This window comes from Pigmentiphaga soli (assembly GCF_039541095.1).
GTDB lineage: Bacteria > Pseudomonadota > Gammaproteobacteria > Burkholderiales > Burkholderiaceae_B > Pigmentiphaga > Pigmentiphaga soli.
Window position 1 is genome coordinate 1 of record NZ_BAABFO010000034.1, and the last position, 22,844, is coordinate 22,844.

At 69.8% G+C, this 22,844-nt stretch carries 19 protein-coding genes and 1 pseudogene; 12 read left to right on the forward strand and 8 right to left on the reverse strand.

The annotated features are described in order from the left end of the window. The 3 genes and pseudogenes from aroE to mgtE form a co-directional block, all read left to right on the forward strand. Positions 1–469 (forward strand): annotated as a pseudogene (gene aroE, locus ABD927_RS22535) (shikimate dehydrogenase); the annotation flags it as partial. Position 470: 1 nt separating this feature from the next. Further along, positions 471–1,247, forward strand: a complete 777-nt coding sequence (mtgA, locus tag ABD927_RS22540; protein ID WP_345252135.1) for a monofunctional biosynthetic peptidoglycan transglycosylase — start codon at positions 471–473, stop codon at positions 1,245–1,247. Positions 1,248–1,505: 258 nt separating this feature from the next. After that, on the forward strand, positions 1,506–2,975 hold the full coding sequence (mgtE, locus tag ABD927_RS22545; RefSeq protein WP_345252136.1) for a magnesium transporter: 1,470 nt from the start codon (positions 1,506–1,508) through the stop codon (positions 2,973–2,975). Positions 2,976–3,128: 153 nt separating this feature from the next. Here mgtE and secA read toward each other — a convergent pair whose 3' ends face one another. The 4 genes from secA to ABD927_RS22565 form a co-directional block, all read right to left on the reverse strand. Beyond that, positions 3,129–5,870, reverse strand: coding sequence for a preprotein translocase subunit SecA (gene secA / locus ABD927_RS22550; protein ID WP_345252137.1), 2,742 nt, complete (start codon positions 5,868–5,870; stop codon positions 3,129–3,131). Between the two features lie 133 nt (positions 5,871–6,003). Continuing rightward, positions 6,004–6,969, reverse strand: a complete 966-nt coding sequence (locus ABD927_RS22555) for a tripartite tricarboxylate transporter substrate binding protein (RefSeq protein WP_345252138.1) — start codon at positions 6,967–6,969, stop codon at positions 6,004–6,006. Between the two features lie 37 nt (positions 6,970–7,006). Beyond that, positions 7,007–7,900 (reverse strand): substrate-binding domain-containing protein, encoded by an 894-nt coding sequence (locus ABD927_RS22560; RefSeq protein WP_345252139.1) that lies wholly within the window; start codon positions 7,898–7,900, stop codon positions 7,007–7,009. Continuing rightward, on the reverse strand, positions 7,897–8,766 hold the full coding sequence (locus tag ABD927_RS22565; RefSeq protein WP_345252140.1) for an amidohydrolase family protein: 870 nt from the start codon (positions 8,764–8,766) through the stop codon (positions 7,897–7,899). Before ABD927_RS22565 ends, ABD927_RS22560 begins: the two co-directional genes overlap by 4 nt. Before the next feature lie 129 nt (positions 8,767–8,895). Between ABD927_RS22565 and ABD927_RS22570 the strand changes: the two genes are divergently transcribed. Then, the gene (locus tag ABD927_RS22570; RefSeq protein ID WP_345252141.1) at positions 8,896–9,834 is read left to right on the forward strand and encodes a LysR family transcriptional regulator; all 939 of its coding nucleotides are present in this window, start codon (positions 8,896–8,898) and stop codon (positions 9,832–9,834) included. A 12-nt stretch (positions 9,835–9,846) separates the two neighbouring features. Here ABD927_RS22570 and ABD927_RS22575 read toward each other — a convergent pair whose 3' ends face one another. Then, positions 9,847–10,806, reverse strand: a complete 960-nt coding sequence (locus ABD927_RS22575) for a M23 family metallopeptidase (RefSeq protein ID WP_345252142.1) — start codon at positions 10,804–10,806, stop codon at positions 9,847–9,849. A 116-nt stretch (positions 10,807–10,922) separates the two neighbouring features. Between ABD927_RS22575 and ABD927_RS22580 the strand changes: the two genes are divergently transcribed. After that, positions 10,923–11,423, forward strand: a complete 501-nt coding sequence (locus ABD927_RS22580; RefSeq protein WP_345252143.1) for a DciA family protein — start codon at positions 10,923–10,925, stop codon at positions 11,421–11,423. Positions 11,424–11,646: 223 nt separating this feature from the next. Here ABD927_RS22580 and lpxC read toward each other — a convergent pair whose 3' ends face one another. Both lpxC and ABD927_RS22590 read right to left on the reverse strand, forming a co-directional pair. After that, a complete protein-coding gene (lpxC, locus tag ABD927_RS22585) occupies positions 11,647–12,570 on the reverse strand; it encodes a UDP-3-O-acyl-N-acetylglucosamine deacetylase (RefSeq protein WP_345252144.1) in 924 nt (307 codons plus the stop codon). Between the two features lie 137 nt (positions 12,571–12,707). Continuing rightward, positions 12,708–13,211, reverse strand: coding sequence for a peroxiredoxin (locus ABD927_RS22590; protein WP_345252145.1), 504 nt, complete (start codon positions 13,209–13,211; stop codon positions 12,708–12,710). A 198-nt stretch (positions 13,212–13,409) separates the two neighbouring features. Here ABD927_RS22590 and ABD927_RS22595 point away from each other — a divergent pair, with 198 nt between their 5' ends. The 7 genes from ABD927_RS22595 (at position 13,410) to ABD927_RS22625 (ending at position 21,425) form a co-directional block, all read left to right on the forward strand. Then, the gene (locus ABD927_RS22595; RefSeq protein ID WP_345252146.1) at positions 13,410–14,381 is read left to right on the forward strand and encodes a tripartite tricarboxylate transporter substrate binding protein; all 972 of its coding nucleotides are present in this window, start codon (positions 13,410–13,412) and stop codon (positions 14,379–14,381) included. A gap of 37 nt (positions 14,382–14,418) precedes the next feature. Then, complete coding sequence (locus ABD927_RS22600) at positions 14,419–15,423, forward strand: amidohydrolase family protein (RefSeq protein ID WP_345252147.1); 1,005 nt, start codon at positions 14,419–14,421, stop codon at positions 15,421–15,423. A gap of 40 nt (positions 15,424–15,463) precedes the next feature. Beyond that, entirely contained in the window at positions 15,464–16,333 is an 870-nt protein-coding gene (locus ABD927_RS22605) for a fumarylacetoacetate hydrolase family protein (protein ID WP_345252149.1), read from the forward strand. 44 nt (positions 16,334–16,377) lie between these two features. Continuing rightward, positions 16,378–17,343, forward strand: coding sequence for a cupin domain-containing protein (locus ABD927_RS22610; RefSeq protein ID WP_345252150.1), 966 nt, complete (start codon positions 16,378–16,380; stop codon positions 17,341–17,343). Between the two features lie 115 nt (positions 17,344–17,458). Further along, a complete protein-coding gene (locus ABD927_RS22615) occupies positions 17,459–19,276 on the forward strand; it encodes an FAD-dependent monooxygenase (RefSeq protein ID WP_345252151.1) in 1,818 nt (605 codons plus the stop codon). Between the two features lie 98 nt (positions 19,277–19,374). Next, a complete protein-coding gene (locus ABD927_RS22620; protein WP_345252152.1) occupies positions 19,375–20,376 on the forward strand; it encodes a Bug family tripartite tricarboxylate transporter substrate binding protein in 1,002 nt (333 codons plus the stop codon). 89 nt (positions 20,377–20,465) lie between these two features. Beyond that, a complete protein-coding gene (locus tag ABD927_RS22625; protein ID WP_345252153.1) occupies positions 20,466–21,425 on the forward strand; it encodes a LysR family transcriptional regulator in 960 nt (319 codons plus the stop codon). A gap of 97 nt (positions 21,426–21,522) precedes the next feature. Here the strand turns inward: ABD927_RS22625 and ftsZ are convergent, their stop codons facing one another. Then, positions 21,523–22,704, reverse strand: coding sequence for a cell division protein FtsZ (gene ftsZ, locus ABD927_RS22630; RefSeq protein WP_345252154.1), 1,182 nt, complete (start codon positions 22,702–22,704; stop codon positions 21,523–21,525). Between the last annotated feature and the right edge of the window lie 140 nt (positions 22,705–22,844).

A 22,844-nucleotide genomic window follows, 5' to 3' on the forward strand; every position in this document is an offset into this window, starting at 1 on the left:
GGCCGCCGCCGGCGGCGCCGCGCGCGGCGTGGTGCTGCCGCTGCTGGCCGCCGGCTGTGCGCGGCTGCAGATCGCCAACCGCACCGCCGCGCGGGCGCGCGAACTGGGCGCCGCCTTCGCCGCGGCCGCCGCGCCGGGCGTGCTGGGCGCGGGCGGCTACGACGAGCTGCCTGCCGGCGAACGCTGGGACATCGTCGTCAACGCCACCGCCAGCGGCCTGTCCGACCAGGCGCCGCCGCTGCCCGCCGGGCTGTACGCGCCCGGCGCGCTGGCCTACGACATGGTCTATGGCCCACGGCCCACCGCCTTCATGCGGCAGGCGCAGGCCGACGGCGCCGCCGCAGTGGCCGACGGCCTGGGCATGCTGGTCGGCCAGGCGGCCGAAAGCTTTTTCATCTGGCGCGGCGTGCGTCCCGATACCGGTCCGGTGCTGGCCGGCCTGCGCGCGCTGCTGGACGCCGGGCGCTAGCATGGCCCGCGCCGCGCGCTCCCGCGGAAGAAGCTGGCCGGCGCGCCTGGCGCGCAACGCGGCCAAGACGATCGGCGTCTTCATCCTGCTGGTCCTGCTTTACCAGGCCTGGCTGTTCGGCTGGGTGGTGTGGTATGCGTACCGGGCGCCGGCCTCCACCGCCGTCATGCGGGCCGAGCTGGCCCGCCTGCAGCAATCCGATCCGCGGCGCACGCTGAGCTACCGCTGGGTCGGCTACGACCGCATCAGCAACCAGCTGAAACGGGCGGCGATCGCGGCCGAAGACGCCAACTTCGTCGAACACGGCGGCGTCGACTGGGACGCCATCGAGCGCGCCTACGCCCACAACCGGGAGCTGGCCGAAGCGACCGAGCGCGCCCTTGCGCGCGGCCGCAAGCCGCCCCGCCAGCCGCTGCACGGCGGCTCGACCATCACCCAGCAGCTGGCCAAGAACCTGTTCCTGTCGAATTCGCGCAGCTACCTGCGCAAGGGCCAGGAACTGGTCATCACCTACATGATCGAGCTGGTCATGAGCAAGCGGCGCATCCTGGAGCTATACCTGAACGTGGCCGAATGGGGCGAAGGCGTGTTCGGCGCCGAAGCCGCCGCCCGCCACTACTTCAACGTCTCCGCCGCGCAGCTCAATGCCTGGCAGGCGGCGCGGCTGGCCGCCATGCTGCCGCGCCCGCGCTTCTACGACCGCAACCGCGGTTCGGCCTACCTGGCCTCGCGCACCGATACGCTGCTGCGGCGCCTGCCCGCCTCCACGATTCCGTGACTGGCAGCCCACAAAATTCCCAAAAACAGTGCGTCCGGACGGCCGGATGTCATGTTGTGAAGCGTACAATTCACGCGTCGTCAACCATGCGGTGCTCGCGCATCGTCCAACCGGAATGGCCTCACAGCCACGACCTAGACCCTGCTTTACAGCCGGCCCATTGATTTCCGGCACTCGCACGAGCCGCCGCTGACGCCCCCGCCGGGCGCGTCCAGCGCCCGATAGGCCCGCGCGGGGCCACCTTGTGTTTTCCGCGCGATGGTCGAAGAAACGAAACCCAGCAAATCCCTCGAGCGCAACCGGCTCGAGCCCGAAGACGCCCAGGAAGCCCTGGAGCACGTCCAGGAACTGCTGCGTCGCCAGCACCTGGTCGAAGACCTCGTCCACCGGCAGGAAGTCGGCGACACCCGGGGGCCGCTGGTCGAGGCCCTGGTGCACCGCCAGCACGAGGCCGAGCTAAGCGCCCTGCTCGACGACCTGCACCCGGCCGACGTCGCCTTCATCCTCGAATCGCTGCCCAAGGAAGACCGCCAGCGCGTCTGGCTGCTGGTGCGCCCCGAGCGCGACGGCGAGATCCTGCTGGAAGTGGCCGACTGGGTGCGCGAGTCGCTGATCGCCACCATGGACCCGCGCGAGCTGGTGGCCGCCGCCGAGAACCTGGAGGCCGACGAGCTGGCCGATCTGGCGCCCGACCTGCCGCCCGAGGTGGTGGCCGAGGTCCAGAAAGGCCTGACCGACGAAGAACGCGCGCGGCTGACCGCCGTGATGAGCTACCCCGAGGATTCGGTGGGCGCCATCATGGACTTCGAAATGGTCCGCGTGCGCAACGACGTCACGCTGGAAGTGGTGCTGCGCTACCTGCGCCGGCTGCAGGAGCTGCCGCACCACACCGACCAGATCTTCGTGGTGGACCGCAGCGAGAAACTGCTGGGCAGCCTGCCGGTCAACCGCCTGCTGGTGAGCGATCCCGACACCCAGGTGATCGACGTGATGGATACCGAGATCCTCACGCTGGCGCCGCTCGACGAGGCCGCCGAGGCAGCCGCCGCGTTCGAACGCTACGACCTGGTGTCGGCGCCGGTGGTCGACGCCGTCGGCCGGCTGATCGGCCGGGTCACCGTCAACGACGTGGTGGACGTGATCCGCGAAGCGTCGGCCGAGCAAACGCTGTCGAAGGCCGGCCTGCAGGAAGAAGACATCTTCGCGCCGGTGCCGCAGGCGTTGCGCAACCGCGCCCCGTGGCTGCTGGTCAACCTGTGCACGGCGTCGACGGCGGCCTTCGTGGCCTCGCGCTTCGAGGAAACCGTCGGCCGCATCGTCATCCTGGCCTTCCTGATGTCGATCGTGGCCGGCATCGGCGGCAACTCGGGCAACCAGACCATGACGCTGATCATCCGCGCGCTGGCGGTCGGCCGCATCAACAGCGCCAACGTCGGCAAGCTGGTGCGCCGCGAACTGCAGATCTCGCTGATGGTGGGAATCGGCGGCGGCTCGGTGGCGGCGCTGTTCGCGTGGGCCATCTCGGGCCGCTATTCGCTGGGCCTGGTGATGATGGCGGCGATGATCCTGAACCTGCTGGTGGGCGCCATCGTCGGCATGGCCGTGCCGCTGGCCCGCTCGCGCTTCGGCAAGGACCCGGCCATCGGCTCGTCGGTGCTGCTGACCTTCGCCACCGATACGATGGGCTTTCTGATCTTCCTGGGGCTGGCCACGATCTTCCTGCTGTAGCCGCCCCGTCTAGGGTCCCCCCTACGCGCTTACGCGCGCCCCCCAGGGGGCGATGCGAGCGGACCGGCGGAGCCGGATCCGCCGCATCCGGGAGGGGATAGCAGCATGCGGAAGGTCGCCGATGGATTGGCTAGGCCTATGCCTTGGCGGGGGCTACGCCAGCTTCCCGTGGCAGTGCTTGTACTTCTTGCCGCTGCCGCAAGGGCAGGGATCGTTGCGGCCGACCTTGCCGGCGAAGTTGCGCACCGGCGTGGCGGCCGCGGCGGCGGCCACCTGGGCCTCGGCGGCGGCGATCGCCTCGTCGTAGCCTGTATGGTGGTACTGCACGTTCTGCACGGCGGCCGTGTCTTCCACCTGCTCGACCTGCTCGGCGTTCTGGATCCGCACCGTCATCAGGATCTTGACCACGTCGTTGCGGATGCGGTCCAGCATGTCGGAGAACAGCTCGAACGCTTCGCGCTTGTATTCCTGCTTCGGGTTCTTCTGCGCGTAGCCGCGCAGGTGGATGCCCTGCCGCAGGTGGTCGAGCGCCGACAGGTGCTCGCGCCAGTGGGTGTCGATCGACTGCAGCATGATCGAGCGCTCGAACTGCGTCCACATCTCGGCGCCCACCAGCGTCAGCTTGGCGTTGTAGGCGTCGGCGGCGGCGCCCACCACGCGGGCCAGCAGGTCGTCGTCGGTCAGGTCCGGCTCGTCTTCCAGCATCTTGGCCAGCGGCAGCTGCACGTGCCATTCCAGCTCGAGCGCCTTCTCCAGGCCGGGCACGTCCCATTGCTCTTCCACCGAGTCGTCGGGCACGTATTGCCGGAACACCTGGGTGAAGGTGGCGTCGCGCAGGTTGCCGACCATGTCGGTTACCGACGGCGCCTCGAGCACTTCGTTGCGCTGGGTGTAGATGACCTTGCGCTGGTCGTTGGCGACGTCGTCGTATTCGAGCAGTTGCTTGCGGATGTCGAAGTTGCGGCTTTCGACCTTGCGCTGGGCGGTCTCGATCGAGCGCGTGACCATGCCGGCCTCGATCGGCTCGCCCTCGGGCAGCTTCAGGCGGTCCATGATGGCGCGCACCCGGTCGCCGGCGAAGATCCGCATCAGCGGGTCTTCCAGCGACAGGTAGAAGCGCGACGAGCCCGGGTCGCCCTGGCGGCCGGCGCGGCCGCGCAGCTGGTTGTCGATGCGTCGCGATTCGTGGCGCTCGGTGCCGATGATGCGCAGGCCGCCGGCCTGCTTGACGGCCTCGTTCAGCGGCTGCCACTCCTCGCGCACCTTGGCGATGCGGGCTTCCTTCTCGGCCTCGGACAGCGATTCGTCGGCCCGGATCAGGTCGACCTGCTTGTCGACGCTGCCGCCCAGCACGATGTCGGTGCCGCGGCCGGCCATGTTGGTGGCGATGGTGATGCGGCCGGGCTTGCCGGCCTCGGCCACGATCTCGGCCTCGCGCGCGTGCTGCTTGGCGTTGAGCACCTGGTGGTCGAGGCCGGCCTTGGTCAGCATGGCCGACAGCACCTCGGAGTTCTCGATGCTGGTGGTGCCCACCAGCACCGGCTGGCCGCGCTTCTGGCAATCGCGGATGTCTTCCAGGATGGCGTTGTACTTTTCCTGGACGGTCTTGAAGACCTGGTCGTTCTGGTCGACCCGGATCATCGGCCGGTTGGTCGGCATGATGACGGTTTCGAGCCGGTAGATTTCCTGGAACTCGTAGGCTTCGGTGTCGGCCGTGCCGGTCATGCCGGCCAGCTTCTCGTACATCCGGAAGTAGTTCTGGAAGGTGATGGAGGCCAGCGTCTGGTTTTCGAGCTGGATTTTCACGCCTTCCTTGGCCTCGACCGCCTGGTGCAGGCCGTCGGACCAGCGGCGGCCGACCATCAGGCGGCCGGTGAACTCGTCGACGATGACCACTTCGCCGTTCTGCACCACGTAGTGCTGGTCGCGGAAGAACAGGTTGTGCGCGCGCAGCGCCGCCATCAGGTGATGCATCAGGCTGATGTGGCGCGGGTCGTACAGCGATTCGCCGGACGGCAGCAGGCCCTGGCGCTCCAGGATCTCTTCGGCCTTTTCGTGGCCGGCTTCCGACAGGAACACCTGGTTGCCCTTCTCGTCGACCCAGAAGTCGCCCGGGGGCTCGGGTTCGTTGGACTTGGGCTCGGATTCCATCCGCGTGAGCAGCGGCGGCACCGCGTTCATGCGGACGTACATCTCGGTGTGGTCTTCGGCCTGGCCCGAGATGATAAGCGGGGTGCGCGCCTCGTCGATCAGGATGGAATCCACTTCGTCGACGATCGCGTAGTACAGCGGGCGCTGGCGGCGGTCGTCGACCCGGTACTCCATGTTGTCGCGCAGATAGTCGAAGCCGAACTCGTTATTGGTGCCGTAGGTGATGTCGGCCTGGTAGGCGGCCTTTTTTTCGTCGTTGGGCTGCTGGGCCACCACCACGCCGACCGTCAGGCCCAGGAAACGGTAGAGTCGGCCCATCCACCCGGCGTCGCGCGTGGCCAGGTAGTCGTTGACGGTGACCACGTGCACGCCGCGGCCGGCCAGCGCGTTCAGGTAGGCCGGCAGCGTGGCCACCAGGGTCTTGCCTTCGCCGGTGCGCATTTCGGCGATGCGGCCGGTGTGCAGCACGATGCCGCCCAGCAGCTGGACGTCGAAATGCCGCATGCCCAGCACCCGCTTGCCGGCCTCGCGCACCACCGCGAACGCCTCGGGCAGCAGGTCGTCCAGCGTTTCGCCGTTCTGGAAGCGCTGCTTGAACTCCTGCGTACGGGCGGCGAGCTGCTCGTCGGACAGGGCCGCGGTCTGGGCTTCCAGCGCATTGATGCGCTCGACCAGCTTGCGGTATTGCTTCAGGAGCCGGTCGTTGCGGCTACCGAAAATCTTCTTGAGCAGAGAGGAAACCATGCGCGTTTCAGCAGCGAGCCGCGGCGGCGCGACGAGACGCGGCCACCCCGGCCCGGATAGGGGAGTAAGCCGGCAAGTTTAGCACCGCGGCGTGATATTGAGCCTGCAGGCGGATCGCGCCGGCCGCAGGGGGCTACTCCTTCGAAATGCCCGAGTCCTTGACCACCTTGGCCATCAGGTCGCGGTCGGCCAGGAAGATCCGGGTGAAGCCCTCCACGCTCTGGGGGTCGGGCAGCACGCCCTGGGTCGCCAGCCGCTCCTTGATGGCGGGCGAGGCCAGGATCTTGTTGGTGGCGGCATTGATCCGGGCGACCACGTCCTTGGGCGTGGCGGCCGGGGCCAGCAGGCCGAACCACGACTCGAACACGTAGCCGGGCAGGCCCGATTCGGCGATAGTCGGCACGCTGGGCAGCAGCGCCGAGCGCTTCTTCGAGGTCACGCCGATCAGCCGCAGCCGCGCATCCTGGGCGTACGCGCCGACGCCGGCGTTGGGCACGATCACCGCCTGCAGCCGGCCGGCGACCACGTCGTTGGCGGCCTCCTGGGTCGATTTGTACGGCACGTGCAGCATTTCGATGCCGGCCACCGTGGTGAAGTAGGCCATCGCCAGGTGGGTCGAGCTGCCGACGCCGGCCGAGCCGTAGTTCAGCTCGCCGGGATGCTTCCTGGCGTAGGCGACGAATTCCTTCACGTCCCTGGCCGGCAGCCGGGCGTTGATCATCAGCACGTAGTTCTGGGTGCCGATGTTGGCCACCGGGGCGAACTCCCTGACCGGGTCGTAGGCGGGCTTCATGCCCATGGCGGCGGTCACGAAATGGCTGGACGCGGCCATCAGCAGCGTCTTGCCATCGGGTTCGGCGTGGGCCACGTAGGCCGTGCCGATCGCGCCGCCGGCGCCCGGCCGGTTCTCGATGATGACGGTCTCGCCCAGTTCCTGGCCCAGCTCCTGGTAGAAGGTGCGCGCCAGCAGTTCGCGCGCGCCGCCCGCCGCGAACGGCACCTCGATCCTGGTGAGCGCCCCGCTGCCTTGCGCCGGCGCGGCCGCCGGAAGAATGGCGGCGGCCGCGGCCAGCGTCATTGCTGCGAATCGTAGTTTCATGGTGTCCCCCTGTGATTTGGTTGGTATGCGACGGCGCCTAGGGCATCCGCGTCGTGTCGTCGAACAACTCGTCCACCTCGTAGCGCCGCGGGATCAGCCGCTGCTCGTGGGCGTAGCGGATCAGCAGCGCCAGCGCGCGGCGGTTGGCCTCCACGCCGAACGGCGTCATGTCGACGCCGTCGGCCGGCGCCCCGGCCCGCCGCTTGCTTTCCTGCAGCAGCCGGTAGATGTCCCGCACGACGTCGGGCCGGTCGCGGCACAAGCCGGCGTCCAGCGCCACCATATGGTTGATGGGCAGCATTCCATGCCGCTCGCTCCAGGCGCGCGCGGCGGCGAACGGGTCCGGCAGCACCGGCTGCAGCCGCGGGTCGTCGGGCAGCTCGGTGCCGATGATGGCGGCGTCCAGCTCGCCGGCGAACAGCATCTGCGCCATGGTGGCGCCGGCCGGCGCGCGCCGTGTGCCGGCCGGGTCCGGGAATTCGGCCAGGTGGCCGTCTTCGAAGGTCACCCATTCGATGGCGTCGAGGTCGACGCCGTAGTCGTCGGCCAGCACCCCGCGCACCCACGTCACGGTGGTCTGCGCATAGGCGCGGATACCGATGCGCTTGCCGGCCAGCCCGGCCACGCCCAGCTTGCCGCGCGTGGCGTCGTGGACCAGGCAGTGGTGCTGGAAGCGGCCGGCGCCCACCACCGCCGGCAGCAGCACCAGCGGCTTGCCGTAGGCCCGGGCCTGCAGGAAGGTCACCAGCGCCAGCTCGGCCACGTCGAAGGCATGCTCGCGCACCACCTTCTTGAAGGCGCGGTTGGCCACTTTCACGTCGGCGAAATCGAAGGCCGCCAGCGGCGATTCGAGTTCGCCGTTCCTGAGGGCGCGGGTATTCGGATAGTCGCCCAGCAAGGTGCGCAGACGGATCGGGTGGCTCGCCATCATGCCGCTCCCAGCGCCGGGTACAGCGCCCTGGCCGTGCCGCCGAAGATCCATGCGCGCTCCTGCGCGCTCAGTTCGGCAGCGGCTTCCAGCGCCTCGCCCAGCAGGCCGCCCAGCGTGCCGGGCGAGGCCGGATAGTTGGATCCCCACGCGATGCGGTGCGCGCCGAAGGCGTCCACCGCCCGCCGCAGGAATGCGGCCTGGGTCGAGCGGCCCTGCCGCGCTTCGCGCACGTTGTGCGTGGTCAGCTTGAAGTGCAGGTTGTCGTAGCGGGCCAGGGCGAACAGCGCGGCCGCCGCCTCGTACGGCGGACCGTCTTCCAGCGCCGGCCGGGCGAAATGGTCGAGCACCACCGGCACGCCGGGAAAGCGGTCGAGCAGCGCAGCCAGCTGCGGCAGGCCGTCGGCCCGGATCTGCACGCTGATCGGGATGCGGCGCTCGGCGGCATGGCGCCAGGCCGGATAGGCGCGCGGATCGTCCAGGCGCACGCTGCGGTCGGCGGCCGTATGGCCGGCCACGAACACGCGCAGGCCCGACAGGCCGCGCGCCATCCAGCCGTCGATCACGTCGACCGCGTCGGGGGCGGTGAGGTCGGCCGAGAACACGCCGACGAAGCGGTCCGGGCGGGCGCGCACCGATTCGACCACGTAACTGTTGTCATGCCCGTAGCAGGTCGAGGCCTGCACGAGCACCGAACGCGCCACGCCGGCGGCGTCCATGGCGGCGATCATCGCTGCGGCGTCCACCGGCCGCTCGCGCGACCAGTCGGATTGCCGGCCGGTGGTGGGGGCCGGCGGAAAGCGGACCGGATCGCCGGCGATGACGTGGCTATGGATGTCGACGATGGAAGCGGGCAATGCAACGGACACGATGTCTCCCGGCGAATAGGAATGGGGTGCAGCATCATGCGCCGTCCTTCATAAGCCATCCACTAAAAAACTGGGCGTATATCATTAGCAATTACTTATGCCAACCCTGCCGCAAAGGAAGGAGCCGCCGTGGCACAGCTGGACTGGTACATCCGCGCCAATCTCAAGCCCAAGCATCTGCAGCTGCTGGTGGCGCTCGACAACCTGCGCAACCTCGGCAAGGTGGCCACCAGCCTGCACGTCACCCAGCCGGCGGTATCGCTGGCGCTGGGCGAGCTGGAGAAAGGGCTGGGCCTGAAGCTGTTCGAACGGACGGCGCGCGGCGTCATCCCGAACGCCTACGGCGAATGCCTGATCCGACAGGCCCGCGTGGTGCTGGCCAGCCTGGCGCAGGCGCGCGACGAACTGCGGGCGCTGCAATCGGGCGCATCCGGCAAGACGACGCTGGGCACCATGCCGGCGATGACGCCGGGGCTGGTGCCGCAGGCACTGACGCTGCTCAAGCAGCGCCTGCCCAACAACACGGTGCTGGTGCACGAAGGATCGATGGATTCCCTGCTGCCGGACCTGCGCCGGGGCGCGCTCGACCTGATCGTCGGCCGCCTGGCCAACCGGCACGCGGCCGACGATCTGGCGGAGGAGCCGCTGTTCGAGGGATCGAGCACCGTCGTGGCGGCCATCGGCCATCCGCTGGCCGGTCGCCGGCGCCTGGCCTGGGAAGACCTGGCAGGCTACCCGTGGGTGCTGCCGCCCATGGGATCGCTGCCGCGCGAACCGCTGGAGACGGCCTTCCAGTACCACGGCCTGAACATGCCCAGCAACTACGTGGAGACGCTATCGGTGCACGTCATCGTCGGCTACCTGGGCTCGACCGACGCCATCGGCATCCTGTCGCGCGTGGTGGCGCGGCACTATGCCGACCTGGGACAGCTGGCGATCCTGCCGCTGGAACTGCCCAACCCGCTGCGGCCCATCGGGCTGACATGGAGCCGGCACCGGGCGCTGTCGCCGGCGACCAAGCAGTTCATGGATTGCCTGCGCGACAGCGCGGCCGGGCTGCGCCTGTAGGGCGCGGACGCGTCAGTCGAGCGGCGCCGGGCCGGAGGCGATGGCGGGCGCCGGCAAGAGCGGCGCGTTGGCGGGGCCGCGCGCCAGGAAACGGTTGGGGTCGACCGCCACGCCGCTGATGCGGACCTCGAAATGCAGGTGCGAGCCGGTCGAGCGGCCGGTGCTGCCGACCAGCGCGATGCGCTGGCCGCGCCGGACCAGGTCGCCCGTCTTGACCAGCAGGCGCGAGGTATGGGCATAGCGGGTGATCAGGTCGTTGCCGTGGTCGATGTCGACCATGTAGCCGTAGCCGCTGTGGTATTCGGCCGCCACCACCACGCCGCCGGCCGCCGCCACGATGGGCGTGCCCGCGGGCGCGACGAAATCGATGCCTTCGTGCAGCGCGCGGGCGCCGGTGAAGGGATCGACGCGCCAGCCGAACGACGAGCCGTTGTAGGCGTGGTCGACCGGCAGCACGGTAGGGGTCATCGAGCGCCGCACCGACAGCGTGGTGAGCTGGGCGTCGAGCACGCTGAGGTAGTCGGAACGCTCGGCCAGCTGGGTTTCGAGCTTGTCGAGCTCGGCGCCCACTTCCTGCGGCGACATCTCGTGCGGCGCCACCAGCAGGCCGCCGCGGCCGGCCGCCTGCTTGAAATTGAAGGCGGGCGACACGCCGGCCAGCCCCGCCACCCGTTCGCCCAGGGCGTCGAGCTGCATCAGCTTGGCCTGCATCTCGCCCACGCGGCGGGCCAGCAGGTGCATGTTGTCGCGCAGGAAGGCCTGTTGCTGCTGCTGGCGGCGGGCATCGGCCACCGCATGTGCCGGGGTGCCGCCGAGCCAGGACAGGCCCAGGCGGGAACCCACGCCCTGCAGGACGATGGCGGCCAGCACGAGCAGGGCCGCCAGCGAGACGGCGGCCGCGGCCGCGATGCGCGGCGTGACGTTCAGCGTGCGGGCCTCTTGCAGGCGCGGATGCACTATGATGATCTGCACGGAACGTGCCTCCTGGCGTTCAGACGCGCCTTGCCCGGCGCCCGTATCCCTTCGCGTACGCGCGGCGCCGGCGGCGCCGCTGCGATGACCTTTTCGCTTTTTCCGGATTTTCCCGCGTGAATCGACGCCGCAAAACCTTCGCCGACCCGGCCGCGCAAACGGCCACGCTGTCCTGGCTGGGCCAGGACGGACGCGGCGCCAGCCTGCTGGCGACCGCCAGGCGCCTGATGGCGCTGCAGCGCGAAGTGGAAGCCGTTCTGCAGGAACCGCTGCGGTCGGCCTGCCGCGTCCTCCGGCTGGAGGACGGCAACCTGACGCTGGGCGTGCCAGCGGCGACGCATTCGGCCAAGCTGCGGCAGCTTGCCCCCCGGATCGCGGCGGCGTTGGAAAAGCAAGGCTGGCAGGTTAACGGAATCGCGGTACGCGTTCAAGCATCCCTGACCCGCCCCGCCGGGACATTCCCGTCCGATGCGGCCCCCCGCCACCAGCCCCACGACATCGGCCCCGACGGCCTCCAGGCCTTCGCCGACCTGCGCCAGACCCTGCCCCAAGGCCGCCTGGCGCAAGCCATAGAACACCTCCTCGCCCGCCGCCAGAAAGAACCCGATTCAAACTGAGACAACCGCATCCAGGATGCGGCGGATCCGGCTCCGCCGGTCCGCCCGCATCGCCCCCTTGAGGGGGGTGCGGCCGCAGGCCGCGCGGGGGGTGGCCCCCCTTCCGGTCCGCCCGCATCGCCCCCTTGAGGGGGTGCGGCCGCAGGCCGCGCGGGGGTGGGCCTCCCCTTCCGGTCCGCCCGCATCGCCCCCTTGCGGGGCGCGCGTCAGCGCGTAGGGCGGGTCAACCGATCGCCCACTCTTCGCGGAAGGCCGCGGGGGCGGTTTCGCGCGACTCGAAGCTGACCAGTTCCCAGGCTTGCTGGCGGGCCAGGACGGCGCGCACCAGCTGGTTGTTCAGCGCATGGCCGGACTTGTGCGCAACGTAGCGGGCGATCAGCGGCTTGCCGATCAGGTAGAGGTCGCCGATGGCGTCGAGAATCTTGTGCTTGACGAACTCGTCGCCATAGCGCAGGCCGTCGCTGTTGAGCACCCGGAACTCGTCCATCACGATGGCGTTGTCGAGGCTGCCGCCGCGCGCCAGCCCGGCCGCACGCAGGTTTTCCACGTCCTGCATGAAACCGAAGGTGCGCGCGCGGGCGATCTCGCGCACATAGGAATCGCGGGCGAAATCGATCTCGGCGAAGTTCGACGTGGAATCGATGGCGGGGTGGTGGAAATCGATCGAGAAGGCCAGCGCGAAGCCGTCGTACGGCTCGAGCTTCGCCCATTTGGCCTGGGCGCCCTCGCCCTCGCGCACTTCCACCGTTTCCTTCAGGCGGATGAAGCGCTTGGGCGCGTTCTGCTCCTCGATGCCGGCCGATTGCAGCAGGAACACGAAGGTGCCGGCGCTGCCGTCCATGATGGGCACTTCTTCGGCAGTGAGGTCTACGTGCAGGTTGTCGATGCCCAGGCCGGCGCAGGCCGACATCAGGTGCTCGACCGTGGAAACGCGCACATTGCCCTTTTGCAGCACCGAGGCCATCCGGGTATCGCCCACGTCGAGCGCCGAGGCAGGCAGGTCGACAGGCTCGGCCAGGTCGATCCGGTGGAACACGATGCCCGTATCGGGGGCGGCCGGCCGCAGCGTAAGTTCGACCCGGCGGCCGGAGTGGAGTCCGACGCCCGTGGTGCGGGTCAGGGAATGGATGGTGCGCTGGCGGAGCATGGGGACGGGCCGTGGAGATCTGACATGCGATTGTAACGTGTAGACCTCATGTAGACCATGAAGTTCCGGCGCGCGCCCTGGGGAGCGCCCCCCGCGGGCTGCGGGCAGGGGACGCTGGCGGACCGTGCGGGGCAGGCCTACAGCTGCTTGAGCATGGTGGCGGCGTCGCTCACCTCGAACTTGCCGGGGGCTTCGATGTTGAGCTGGCTGACCACGCCATCGTCGAGCACCATCGAATAGCGCTGCGAGCGCACGCCCATGCCGCGTTCGGTGAGGTCGAGCTCCAGGCCCAGCGCCTTGGTCCACTTGGCCGAGCCGTCGGCCAGCATGCGGACCTTGCCCTGCGAGCCCTGGTCCTTGGCCCAGGCGCCCATCACGAAGGCGTCGTTGACGGCCACGCACCAGATTTCGTCGACGCCCTTGGCCTTGAGCGCGTCGTAGTTCTGCACATAGCTCGGCACGTGCTTGGCCGAGCAGGTGGGCGTGAAGGCGCCGGGCACGGCGAACACGGCGATCTTCTTGCCCTTGGCCAGGTCGGACACCTGGAAGGCGTTGGGTCCGAGGCTGCAGCCTTCGGTTTCCACGGCGATGAATTCGGTCAGGGTGCCGTCGGGCACGCGGTCGCCAACTTTGATGGTCATGACGAGTCTCCGTAAGAGGAAAACGGGGATAGGCCTTGCAGTATATGCGCGACGGGGCCGCCGCCATGCGTCGCGCGGCAGGCTTGCGTATCAATTCTTTTTCGAGATATCTCGCATCTCCATAATCACATTCAGCTTTTCGCGATGGCAGGGTAATTTTCGGTTTCCGCATACATACCCATACAGGAGACACCCGCCATGCCCTGCAAGCTCCGGCACCGGCTCGCCGCGGCCGCGGCCATGCTGCTCACCGCGCTGAGCGCCTCGGCCGCCGCCCCCTACCCGTCCAAACCCGTCCGCCTGATCTCGCCGTACAGCCCGGGCGGCGGCAACGACCTGATCGCGCGCGCGGTCGCCAACAAGCTCGGCGCGCAGCTGGGCCAGACCGTCATCGTCGAGAACCGCGAGGGCGGGGGCGGCAACATCGGCACCGACTACGTGGCCAAGGCGGCGCCGGACGGCTACACCCTGCTGATGACCGCGCAGTCGCTGACGATGCGGCCGGCGATGTTCAAGAACCTGCCGTTCGACGTCGAGAAGGATTTCGTCCCGCTCGGCATCGTGGGCTCGTTCCCGATCCTGTTCCTGGCCCACCCGGGCCTGGGCATCGACGACATCGCCGGCCTGATCCGCTATGCCAAGGCGCATCCGGGCAAGCTCAGCTACGGCACGCCCGGCGTGGGCACCACCCAGCACGTGGCGATGGAACTGTTCAAGGCGCAGACCGGCACCGACCTGCTCCACATTCCCTACAAGGGCGCCTCCAAGGCCGTCACCGACAGCGTGTCGGGCGTGCTGTCGCTGCTGGTGTCGACGCCCAGCTCGGTGATGTCGTACGTGGACGCCGGCCAGCTGCGCCTGCTGGGCACCGGCGAAGAACGGCGGCTGCCGGAACTGAACGACGCGCCCACCATCGGCGAGACGGTGGCCGGCTACCGGGTCAACAACTGGCTCGGCCTGATGGCGCCGGCCGGCACGCCGCAGCCCATCGTCGACCGGCTGAACCAGGCGCTGGTGAAGGTCTGCGCCGACCCCGACTTCATCAAGCAGCTGGCCGGCGCCGGCTTCACCGTCAAGTCGCAGGACGCCGCATCGATGGCGCAGCAGGTGTCCTCCGACGTCAGGAAATGGAGCGAGGTCATCGCCTCGCGCAACATCCACGCCGATTGAACGGCCGCCTCCAACCTTCCCGGATACGCCTCCTACCATGAGCTCTCCCCACCGCATCGACGTCCACTTCCATACCGTGCCGCCGGCCTTCGTCGAGGCCATCCGCCGCGACGGCATCAATGCGCGCACGCCCGAATGGTCGCCCGACCTGGCGCTGTCCATGATGGACCGCCACGGCATCGCCGCCGCCGTCACCTCGCTGTCGGTGCCCGGCACCCACTTCGGCGACGACGCCAAGGCGCGCGTGCTGACGCGGCAGTGCAACGACTACTACGCGCAGTGCGTGGCCGGCCATCCGGACCGCTTCGGCGCCTTCGGCTCCACCTCGCTGCCCGACGTCGAGGCCGCCTGCGCCGACGTCGCCTATGCGCTGGACACGCTCAAGCTCGACGGCATGGGCCTCTTGACCAACTACGCCGGCAAGTACCTGGGCCATCCCGATTTCGACCCGGTGCTGCAGGAGCTGGACCGGCGCGAGGCCGTGGTGCTGATCCACCCCACGTTCCCGCCGTACGGCCAGGCGGTTTCCATCGGCGTGCCGCCGTTCCTGGTCGAGTATCTGTTCGAAACCACGCGCGCCGCGACCAGCCTGGTGTTCAGCGGCGCCCTCGACCGCTTCCCGCGCATCCGCTTCATCCTGTCGCACGCCGGCGGCACGCTGCCGTACGCCGCCTGGCGCATCGCCGACATCGCGTGGCGCCAGCTGGCGCAAGAAGAGCACGCCGCCAAGTACCCGCTGCCGCTGATCGAACAGGAGCGCGAGCGCATGTCGCTCGACACCGTGCTGTCGCGCCTGCGCCGCTTCTGGTACGACACCGCGCTGTCGCCCGGCGCGCAGACGCTGGGCGCGCTGCAGGCGGTGGCCGACCCGTCGCGCATCCTGTTCGGCAGCGACTGGCCCTACGCGCCCGAGACGATGACGGCCGATTCGATCGCCAGCCTGTCGGCGGCGGGGCTACTGACCGAGGCGCAGCGCGCCGACGTCGAACGCAACAACGCGCTGCAGCTCTTCCCGCGCCTGGCGCGCGCGCTGCGCCTGTGAGCCGGCGCAACCTTCTTCCCCCTTCACCGGAATTGCAACGATGAAATTGCTTCGATTCAACGGCGGCCGGGTCGGCCTGGTGGTCGACGGCACGGTCCGCGACGTTACCGAGGCGGCCGGCGTCGATCCGGCCCAGTGGCCGCCCATCGGCATGGTGCAGCTGATCGCCTCGTTCGCCGAGCGGCGCGAGCAACTGGAACGGGCCGCCCGCGGCGCGCCGCCGCTGCGCCCGGAAGACGTCCATTTCGACACGCCCGTGCCCTGGCCCAACAAGCTGATCGCGATCCCGGTCAACTACCATGCGCACGCGCTGGAGATGTCGTCGCCGGCGATCTCGAAGAACGGCGGCTTCTTCGTCAAGAGCGCCTCCTCGCTGAGCGGCGCCAGCGACCCGGTGCTGCTGCCCGACCTGCCCGGCCGCGCGGTCCACCACGAGGCCGAACTGGCCATCGTCATCGGCCGCCGGGCGCGCCACGTATCGCGCGAAGAGGCGCTGGACTGCGTGTTCGGCTACGCCTGCCTGCTCGACATGACGGTGCGCGGCAAGCAGGAACGCGCGATCCGCAAGTCGTACGACACCTTCACCCCGGTCGGCCCGTGGATCACCACCGCCGACGAGGTGCCCGATCCGTCGGCGCTGCGCGTGCAGCTGTGGGTCAACGACGAACTGCGGCAGGACGCGTACACGCGCGACATGATCGTCGACGTGCCGGAGATCGTCTCGATGTGCGCGTCGGTCGTCACGCTGGAGCCGGGCGACGTGATCGCCACCGGCACCGCGGAGGGCGTGGGCCCGGTGGTGCCGGGCGACGTCGTGACCATAGACATCACCCCCGGCGTGGGCCGCATGGCGGTCCGCGTCGAACAGGGCCGGGGCGGATGGAACATCGCCATCCCGCGCTCGGTTTAGCGGCACGGGCGGCGCCCCGTGCCGCCCGCTGATGGAGCATCGCCATGCCTGACCATCCCCTTTCCACCCCGGCCGACCTCGACACGCTGAACGAGCGGCTGGCCCCGCTGTCGTTCCGCGCCGGCTGGAACAAGGCCGAACCCTCGCTGTGGGCCGAACCCCGCACGCGCTTCGTGCCGGCCCATTGGCGCTGGCAGGACGCGCGCGCCGGGCTCGACACCGCCGGCCGCCTGATCGATACCGAACTGGCCGAGCGGCGCAACCTGTTCATGGTGAACCCGCACCCGGGCAACCACTACGCCACGCTGCGCACCCTGGTCTGTGCCTACCAGATGATCCTGCCGGGCGAACGCGCGCGTTCGCACCGCCACTCGCCGCACGCGCTGCGCTTCGTGCTCGACGTCGGCGCCGGTTCGTACACGGTGGTCGACGGCGCGCGCATCGACATGCAGCCGGGCGACGTGCTGCTGACGCCCGGCTGGGGCTGGCACGGCCACGGCAACGACGGCGACCGGCCCGGCTACTGGGTCGACTTCCTCGACGTGCCGACCGTGCATCTGCTGGAGCCCATGTTCCTGGAGCACTGGCCGGCGCAGTACCAGGCGCCCGAACAGACCACGCGCGCCCATCCCTACGTCTTCCCGTGGGCGGACACCGAACGCCTGCTGGCGGCGGCCGCGCCCGACCCTTCCGGCCGCCACGGCAGGCGGGTGCGCCTGGACAGCGACGCCGCGATCCCCACCATGGCGCTGTCCATGCAACGGCTGCCGGCCGGCTTTGCCGGGCGCGCCTGGCGCACCACGGCCAACCAGATCGTGTGCGTGAAGTCGGGCAGCGGCACCGCCCAGGTGGGCGAGCGCAGCTTCGAATGGCAGCCCGGCGACGTATTCGTCGTGCCATCGTGGCACCGCTATCAATTGAACGCCCGTGCCGAGGCCGACCTGTTCGTGGTGTCGGACGAGGCCCTGCAGCGGAAACTGCACTATCTGCGGGAAGAACCCACCCCCTAGCGGCCTTCGGCCGCTCCCCCTCAAGGGGCGGCGCTGGCGGACCGGCGGAGCCGGATCCGCAGCGCCCTGGATGAGACCGCGCCTTGGACAAGACCTGATTTCTTTTTATATGCATATGGACAACACTCGGCAAGACCCGCGCGTCATCATCGTGGGCGGCGGCCCGGTCGGGCTGGCGCTGGCCGGCGACCTGGGCTGGCGCGGCATTCCCTGCCTGCTGATCGAACAGACCGACGGCACCATCACCCAGCCCAAGATGGACGGCATCAACGTGCGCACGATGGAGTTCTGCCGCCGCTGGGGGCTGGTGGAGCAGATCCGCGCCTGCCCCTACCCCTCGTCGTACCCGCAGGACATGGTCTATCTGACCAGCCTGAACGGCTACGAACTGGGCCGCGAGACCTTCCTGACGCCGTCCGGCGGCCCGGAAGAGCGGCGCCTGGGCGCCAGCCCGGAAGTCCGCATCCGCTGCCCGCAGAACATGTTCGACCCCATCCTGCGCCGCTTCGCGGACTCCTTCCCGCACGTCGACCTGCGTTATGAAACGCGCTACCTGGGCCACAGCCAGGACGAGCGCGGCGTGCGGGTGCGGGTGCAGACGCGCGACGGCGCCGAACGGACGCTGGCCGCCGACTGGCTGGTGGCCTGCGACGGCGCCGGCAGCGGCATCCGCCAGGAGCTCGGCATCGGCACCCAGGGCCTGGGCGTGCTGACCTACACCACCAACGTCATCTTCCGCTGCGCCAATCTGTTCGCGCTGCACGACAAGGCGCTCGCCTACCGCCACCTCTTCATCGGCCCCGAAGGCGTATGGGCCACCATGGTGGCGATCAACGGCGTCGACCAGTGGCGCGTGCAACTGGTCGGCAACCGCGAAAAGCGCCAGCTGACCGAGGCCGAGATCCGCGCCGCCATCGAACGCATCGTCGGCCGCCCGTTCGACTACGAGATCGTCTCCGTCATGCCGTGGGTGCGGCGCGAACTCGTGGCCGACCGCTACCGCGCCGGCCGCGTGCTGCTGGCCGGCGATGCCGTCCATGCGACCTCGCCCACCGGCGGCTTCGGCATGAATACCGGCATAGGCGATTCGGTAGACCTGGCTTGGAAGCTGGCGGCAGTGATCGAAGGCTGGGGCGGCGACGGCCTGCTCGACAGCTATGAGCTGGAGCGCCGCCCGGTGGCGCAGCGCGCGGTGCGCGAGGCCAGCGGCAACCTGCGGCGGATGATGTCGCCGCAGCCGGGCCCCGCCCTGCTCGAACCCACCTACGAAGGCGCGCTGGCGCGCTACGAACTGGGCCGCCGCTATTCGGCCACCATGCTGCGCGAGTGGTACAAGCTGGGCATCGACATGGGCTACACCTATGCCCATTCGCCGCTGTGCGTGCCGGAAGACGAGCCGCCCGCGCCGCGTCCGATGCCGGCCCGGCACGCGATCTCGGGCGCCACCAACGGCGCCGTGCTGCGCGGCGCGCTGGCCGACGGCACGCCGGTCACGCCCTCGCTGCTGCGCGAATGGCAGCGGCTGGCGCTGCACGTGGCCGACGGCTATCCGGTCCAGACCGAATGGCAGGAGCTGCCGCCGGAAGAGGTGATGATCTACCGGCAGACCGCGGCGCCCGGCGCGCGCGCGCCGCACGTATGGCTGCGCGACGGCCGCTCCACGCTCGACCTGTTCGGCGGCGGCTACGTGCTGCTGCGGCTGGGCGCCGACGCCCCGGCGGCCGACCCGCTGGCGGCCGCCGCCGGCGCCCGCGGCGTCCCGCTGGCCGTGCATGCGCTGGACGAGGCCGAGGTGCTGCAGGCCTACCGGCGCCGCCTGGTGCTGGTGCGGCCCGACGGCCACGTCACCTGGCGCGGCGACGATTGGCCCGCAGGCGGCGTGGAGCGCCTGCTCGACTGCATGACCGGCGCCGCGATGGCGGCCCGCCAATGATGCCGCTGCGCCCCGGCCGGCTGGTCCGCGCGGGCGCGCCGGCCAGAGCCAGAGCCAGAGCCCTGCCCCTTGCGATTCCCACCACAAAGGAGACACCTATGACTTTTTCCACTTCCCGCCGCCAAGCCTTGCAGGCCGGCGCCGCCCTGCTGGCCCTGGCGGCCGCCGGCGGCGCGCAGGCGCAGCCGGCCGGCGCCTACCCGAACCAGCCGGTCCGCCTGCTGGTGGGCTATTCGCCCGGCGGCCCCACCGACATCCTGGCCCGGCAGATCGGACCGGCGCTGTCCAAGGCGCTCGGCCAGCAGGTCGTGGTCGAGAACAAGCCCGGCGCCAACGGCAACATCGCCGGGCTGGAAACGGCGCGCGCGCAGCCCGACGGCTACGTGCTGCTGATGGGCGACCTGACGCTGGCCACCAACCCGAGCCTGATGAAGGACATGCCGTTCGATCCGGTGAAGCAGCTGGGGCCGGTGGCCCCGGTGGCGACCGCGCCGCTGGTGCTGGTGGTCCATCCTTCGATTCCGGTGCGCAACATGACCGAGCTGCTGGCCTATGCGCGCAGCCATCCCGGCCAGCTCAGCAACGGCACCGCCGGCAACGGCAACCTGACCCACCTGGCCGGCGAAGTACTGAAGACCGCCGCCAAGGTCGACATCCGGCAGATTCCGTACAAGGGCTCGGGCCCGGCGCTCACGGACCTGGTCGGCGGCCAGATCTCGATGGTCATCACCGGCCTGTCCAGCACCAAGGGCTTCATCGACAACGGCCGGGTGCGGCCGCTGGCCATCACCGGCACCCGGCGCTCGCCGCAGCTGCCCGACGTGCCGACCTTCGCCGAGGCCACCGGGTTGCCGCTGCCGGAGCTCAACGTCGGGTCGTGGTGGGGCATCTTCGCGCCGGCCGGCCTGCCGGCGCCGGTGGCCGAGACGCTGAACAAGGCGATCGAGCGCGCTCTGGCCGATCCCGAGGTCAAGGCGCGGCTGGCGCAGATGAACATCGATCCGCGGCCGGGCCCGGCGGCCGACCTCGGCAAGCTGCTGGCCTCCGAGACCGCGACCTGGAAGCGCGTGATCTCCCAGGCCGGCATCGTGCCGCAGTGAACGGGCCGGCGCCCGCGCGGCGGCCGGCCGCGCCGGGCGTCCCGGCGGCCATGCCACAATAGCCGCCTCCGCCATCTCCGCCGCGCGCCATGCTGTTCGAAGACCTGAATGCATTCATCGCCGTCGCCAAGCTGCGCAGCTTCTCGGCCGCGGCGGTGCGGCTGCGGGTGGCGCAGTCGTCGCTGTCCAAGCGGGTGCAGCGGCTGGAACACCATTTCGGCGTGCCGCTGCTGAACCGGCACGGCCGCGGCGTGAGCCTGACCGAGGCCGGCACCACGCTGCTGGCGCGGGCGCAGCGGCTGGCCGACGACATGGCCGACGTCGAACGCGACGTGCGCGGCATCGCCGCCCAGCCCACCGGCACGGTGCGCATCGCGCTGCCGCCGGCCACCAGCCCGCTGCTGGCGCCGCTGATCTTCGAGCAATGCCGGATCGAGTTCCCGCTGATCCGTCCGCAGCTGCGCGAAAGCACGTCCGAGGCCATCCATGCCTGGCTGTCGGCCGGCGAGGTCGACATCGCGCTGATGTACAACCCCGAGTACGGCGCCGATTTCGAAATCGAGCCGATGATCTCCGAGCCGCTGTTCCTGATCGCGCCCGCGTTCGAGCGCGAAAGCGGCCGGCCGGCGTCGTATCCCGTCAGCTATCCGCTGTCCGCGCTGGCCACGCTGCCGCTGATCCTGCCGCGCTGGCCGCACAGCATCCGCGTGCTGGTCGAGCGGCTGTGCGCCGGCAACGGCATCCATCCCAACATCGCGTTCGAAAGCGACAGCATCCGTTCGACCAAGAGCATCGTCGAGCGCGGCTTCGGCTGCACGCTGTTCAGCCGCGCCTGGCTGGCGCAGGACATCGAAGCCGGCAGGCTGCGCGCCGTGCCGTTCTCGTCGCCGCTGGTCAGCTGGAAACTGTGCATCGCCCACGCGCGGCGCGAAGACGTCTCGCTGGCGCTGATGAGCGTCAAGCGCGTGATCGAACGCAAGGTGCGCGAACTGTTCCAGGCCGGCACCTGGCCCGACGCCCGGCTAATAAGCCCCGCCCCCGACGCCTGACGCCACCCCCGCCAGACCCGGGATGCGGCGGATCCGGCTCCGCCGGTCCGCCCGCATCGCCCCCTGGGGGGCGCGCGTCAGCGCGTAGGGGGCCCTATCAATCCGCCTGCTTGCGCAGGAAGGCCGGGATGTCCAGGTGGTCCATGCCCGAGCTCTCCAGCGCCTGCACCCGCATCGACGCGTCGCGCGGGTTGCGGAACACCGTGGGGGTGTCGTAGTCGTGGTAGTTGCCCGGCACGTGGCCGCCGGCATGCGCCTGGTAGACCTGGTTGTCGGTGCCGGTGCGCAGCTGCGGCATGGCGCTGGGCACCAGCTGCGGCTTGGCCTTGTTGCGGCCCAGGCCGGTGGCGACCACGGTCACGCGCAGGTCGTCGCCCATCTCGTCGTCGTACGACACGCCGAAGATCACGGTGGCATCCTCGGCCGCGTAGCTGCGGATGGTGTCCATGATCTCGCGCGTTTCGCGCATCTTCAGCGAGCGGCTGGCGGTGATGTTGACCAGCACGCCGCGCGCGCCGTTCAGGTCGATGCCTTCCAGCAGCGGGCACGCGATGGCCTGCTCGGCCGCCACGCGGGCGCGGTCGACGCCGCCGGCGATGGCGGTGCCCATCATGGCCTTGCCCTGCTCGCTCATGATGGTCTTGACGTCTTCGAAGTCGACGTTGACGTTGCCGTCGACGTTGATGATCTCGGCGATGCCCGCGCAAGCGTTGTGCAGCACGTCGTCGGCGCTCTTGAAGCAGTCTTCCTGCGTGGCGTCGTCGCCCATCAGCTCGTACAGGTTCTCGTTGAGCACGACGATCAGCGAGTGCACGTGCTGCGACAGCGAATCGATGCCCTCCTCGGCCATGCGCATGCGCTTGCTGCCCTCGAAGTGGAAGGGCTTGGTCACCACCGCCACCGTCAGGATGCCGAGCTCCTTGGCGACTTCGGCGATCACCGGCGCGGCGCCGGTGCCGGTGCCGCCGCCCATGCCGGCGGTGATGAACACCATGTTGGCGCCGTGCAGCGCGTCGCGGATCTGCTCGCGCGCGGTGTCGGCGGCCGAGCGGCCCTGTTCGGGCTTGGCGCCCGCGCCCAGGCCGCTGCGGCCGAGGCGGATCTGCACCGGCGCGTTGGTATGGGCCAGCGCTTGGGCGTCGGTGTTGGCGCAGACGAAGTCCACGCCCTGCACGCCGCGGCGGATCATGTGAGCGACGGCGTTGCCGCCGGCGCCGCCCACGCCCACGACCTTGATGACCGTGCCGCGGGTATCCGTATCTAGCATTTCGAATTTCATGACTTTCTCCGAGGGACGTCTGCGGATAGTGGTGGGTAGGGAATGTGAAAGGTGAAAGGTGATCCGACAAAATCGGCCGTGACCCTGTCCTTCAGGATCGCGCTTCACGTTTCATCTTCCCTGCTCGCGCACCTCCGACA

Coding starts and splice junctions, on each gene's coding strand:
- ABD927_RS22615 (WP_345252151.1), top strand. CDS start 17,459: ATGGACAACACTCGGCAAGACCCGCGCGTCATCATCGTGGGCGGCGGC.
- ABD927_RS22620 (WP_345252152.1), top strand. CDS start 19,375: ATGACTTTTTCCACTTCCCGCCGCCAAGCCTTGCAGGCCGGCGCCGCC.
- ABD927_RS22595 (WP_345252146.1), top strand. CDS start 13,410: ATGCCCTGCAAGCTCCGGCACCGGCTCGCCGCGGCCGCGGCCATGCTG.
- ABD927_RS22560 (WP_345252139.1), bottom strand. CDS start 7,900: ATGATGGCGAGCCACCCGATCCGTCTGCGCACCTTGCTGGGCGACTAT.
- ABD927_RS22600 (WP_345252147.1), top strand. CDS start 14,419: ATGAGCTCTCCCCACCGCATCGACGTCCACTTCCATACCGTGCCGCCG.
- ftsZ (WP_345252154.1), bottom strand. CDS start 22,704: ATGAAATTCGAAATGCTAGATACGGATACCCGCGGCACGGTCATCAAG.
- ABD927_RS22555 (WP_345252138.1), bottom strand. CDS start 6,969: ATGAAACTACGATTCGCAGCAATGACGCTGGCCGCGGCCGCCGCCATT.
- ABD927_RS22625 (WP_345252153.1), top strand. CDS start 20,466: ATGCTGTTCGAAGACCTGAATGCATTCATCGCCGTCGCCAAGCTGCGC.
- mgtE (WP_345252136.1), top strand. CDS start 1,506: ATGGTCGAAGAAACGAAACCCAGCAAATCCCTCGAGCGCAACCGGCTC.
- secA (WP_345252137.1), bottom strand. CDS start 5,870: ATGGTTTCCTCTCTGCTCAAGAAGATTTTCGGTAGCCGCAACGACCGG.
- mtgA (WP_345252135.1), top strand. CDS start 471: ATGGCCCGCGCCGCGCGCTCCCGCGGAAGAAGCTGGCCGGCGCGCCTG.
- lpxC (WP_345252144.1), bottom strand. CDS start 12,570: ATGCTCCGCCAGCGCACCATCCATTCCCTGACCCGCACCACGGGCGTC.
- ABD927_RS22610 (WP_345252150.1), top strand. CDS start 16,378: ATGCCTGACCATCCCCTTTCCACCCCGGCCGACCTCGACACGCTGAAC.
- ABD927_RS22590 (WP_345252145.1), bottom strand. CDS start 13,211: ATGACCATCAAAGTTGGCGACCGCGTGCCCGACGGCACCCTGACCGAA.
- ABD927_RS22605 (WP_345252149.1), top strand. CDS start 15,464: ATGAAATTGCTTCGATTCAACGGCGGCCGGGTCGGCCTGGTGGTCGAC.